The sequence below is a fragment of the Sporosarcina sp. BP05 genome (assembly GCF_014282005.1).
Classification (GTDB): domain Bacteria; phylum Bacillota; class Bacilli; order Bacillales_A; family Planococcaceae; genus Sporosarcina.
The window spans coordinates 1-3075 of record NZ_JACFTD010000048.1 but is presented as its reverse complement, the minus strand read 5'-3'; the positions used below and the strand labels follow the sequence as shown (position 1 = coordinate 3075).

The window sequence follows — 3075 nt, the reverse complement described above, 5'->3', positions numbered from 1 at the left end:
ATATTGCGGAAACGAAATAAAATAAATATCTTTTAATTTAAAACTCCCCCTTCAAACTTTTTACTTATTTATACAACTCAAAAACAACTCTTCTTAAACAAACCTGCCCCGTTAGTTGAACAAGGTTGTATGCTGCATGCACCTTAGTAGACATAACATCCGTTCACGGATGTAGTAACCTCCATTACTCAATAAGAAAAAGCTGCCCTGTAAAGGCAGCCGATTTTAAACTAAAGCACCCGTTATTGGAAAAGCATAAGTATTAATTATTCATCTAATAATGCTTTATATTCTTCAACATCATCAAATTCAGTAGAGAAAGTGCCTGGTACATCACCAATATTTATCATATTAATCGGGTTTCCGTCATTTAATTTTTTTAAGGTTATGTGAAATGAGTTATCATTGTTTAAGTCAATCGTAAACTCTTGTTTATCACTTGTCATTAGGTATTTACCAACTTCAGTCTCTTCATAGGTTCCTTTGTCAACTTCCCTGTTATCAATAAATTCAACAAAAACTTTATCATCGTGTTGAATTGATAGCTGAATATGATAACCATTCACATCTTTTTCGCTTTGATAAAAACCTCTCAACTTAGGTTGGGGATTACATCCCGCTAACACCAATATAATTGACGATACTAAAGTGGTGATAATTATTTTCCTCATAATAAAAAACCCCCTCTTTTAAACTAATACCGTTAGTTTAATAAAAAATTACTTTTCTCGATACTTCCGATCTTCCTCAATAACAAGTTATTCAACAAACTGGCCCGATAGTTGAACAAGAAATTAGATGATTCGTCCGTAAAACATCGATTTAATTACTCAAATGGATTGTATCACGTATACACGCTAGGTAGACATAACGCCTGTTCTCGGCAGTTGTTAAGGATCCGTCACCCCTTGTAAACCCTCAGTTCTTCTCCTAACGTCCTGATTATTTTTTATGCACTAAATATACATCGTTGAATTAACGCGCTTTCTGGTGAACGCTAGGCCTGTCTAAACGAATAATTATGCAAAACCCTTTCGCAATTTCCGTTTGTTTTCTTCGGTTTTCTAAAAACGCTCACAGATAGCCTAGAATCGTTCGTAAAAGAAGAGGTAAAGACATACACCTATTTCCGTTTATCGTCGGTCTATGAGCATCCTGTGCGTTTCTGTGGCTATATTTGATAGTCTGAGAGAGTAGGACATGTTCTTTTTGAGGATTTGTCCTCTTTTTTTCTAGTAACGCCCTTTTGTGTTTTGGGTGTACATTATTTGTCTCAATTTTTTTTGATAGAAAAAGAGAAATCAATGTCACCTGATTTTTGATCACCACCACCACGCGCGTGTTTGTTGTTGTTTTAAGTACTTAATGTTTAAGATCTTTGTTTTAAGTGATTTAGGGGACCTCTGAGCCCTTGGTATGACTGGGTTTGAGAGGTCGAACTATTACATATTTGGTGTGAACTATTACATATTTGGTGTGAGTTATTACATATTTGGTGTTCAACTATTACATATTTGGTGTGAACTATTACATATTCGGTGCTAACTGTTACAAATAATTTTAATGAGTAATAGTTATTTGACTAAATGATTTATGCTGTTTATATTGGTATTAACTAATACACGGTAATTAAATAGTAATAGTATAGTTTGGAGGAGTTATTTGTGGAAAATCATCTAGTCACACAAAAAAATGAATTGGTGGAAGCTCATCATGTAGATCCACTTAGTGTGAATGAGCAAAAAGTAGTTTTAACTATGATAAGCATGATTGAGCCGACTGACGATGACTTGAAGACCTATCTATTAAGCGTTAGGGATTTTGCTGAAATGATTGGTTTAAAGGGCGAATCCACTTATTCGGAAATCAAAAAGATTTCAAAAACATTGGTTTCAAAGGTTGTTGAAATACCTATTGGGAAAAAAGATTGGATTGTCGCTACATGGGCTTCATCTGTGAGATATAGAAGCAACGAAGGTACAGTTGAATTTTCCTTTGATTCAAAATTAAAGCCTTACTTACTACAGTTGAAAAATCAATTTACGTCTTATAGATTAAGTAATATTTTAAGTTTGAAAAGTACCTATTCCATACGTTTATATGAACTTATGAAAAAATGGCAACATCTTGGTCATTGGGAGTGTTCGGTCGATGATTTAAGGGGATTTCTAGGGGCAAAACATGTTAAATCGTATTCGGTTTACGGAAATTTTAAAAACAGAGTTCTTTCGCCTGCTTTAGTAGAATTAAATGAAAAAACAGATGTTCAAATAAGTTTTAATGAAATCAAAAAAGGGCGTAGTGTTGAACGAATTGAATTTACAATCCGACACGCTCCAGATAAAGAAATTAAGTTAATTGAACCAAAAAATAACCCCGTGCAACAAAAAAAACAATCTGAGAATGAAGACATTCGAAAACGATTGAATGCTTTAGCGAACGATTATAGTTTCAATCATATTTATTTTGCTGAAATGTATGAAGGAGCATTATTTATTTGGAACGATGATGCTGAAAAAGAATTGGGTATGCTCATTCGATATGTGAACGAAGAAGAAGGTGTGAAAAACCCGTTAGGTTTTATCAAAATAAAATTGCAAGAGTATGGGGAACTTTATCAAGAAGGACTACCTGTCACATTTGCAGATTTAAAACCAAGTCAACGGAGAACAGGGAGAGCTGAAAAGGTTCCCGAGTGGTTCAAGAATAGAAGCGCAACAAAGGAAGTTGAAAAGAAAATCGATTCAAATATTGTAGAAGAGCGACAAAAATTACTGAATGAGTTGGGAATTTAAAATGACCAATGATATTTTTTATTGAGTTTGATCCTGGAGCAAAAACGATTAAAGAAGCGAGATATTGGTTTATTAAAGTTGTCACGCTAGAGTGACAAACGGCGTTTTTGGCTGTCACTCTAGCGTGACAAAATCAACTTTTCATGTACCCATCCAAACACTAGGCTTCGCCTAGTCCCACACTGGTAGTGGGGCCAGTTTCCCCTTATGCTCTTTCTAACTTTATTCCGAATTCCAGCTTTATTTTAACCGTTACTAAAAAAGGCAAAGGGTAAAAAAA

At 34.4% G+C, this 3075-nt stretch carries 2 protein-coding genes; one reads left to right on the top strand and one right to left on the bottom strand.

Annotated elements, in window-relative coordinates:
• Positions 1-266: 266 nt before the first annotated feature.
• Positions 267-671 carry a hypothetical protein gene (locus H2672_RS18965; protein WP_186673949.1) on the bottom strand — a complete coding sequence of 135 codons (405 nt, stop codon included), beginning with the start codon at positions 669-671 and terminating at the stop codon, positions 267-269.
• Between the two features lie 993 nt (positions 672-1664).
• Between H2672_RS18965 and H2672_RS18960 the strand changes: the two genes are divergently transcribed.
• A complete protein-coding gene (locus tag H2672_RS18960) occupies positions 1665-2795 on the top strand; it encodes a replication initiation protein (protein WP_186673948.1) in 1131 nt (376 codons plus the stop codon).
• Positions 2796-3075 lie beyond the last annotated feature (280 nt).

Coding starts and splice junctions, on each gene's coding strand:
- H2672_RS18965 (WP_186673949.1), bottom strand. CDS start 671: ATGAGGAAAATAATTATCACCACTTTAGTATCGTCAATTATATTGGTG.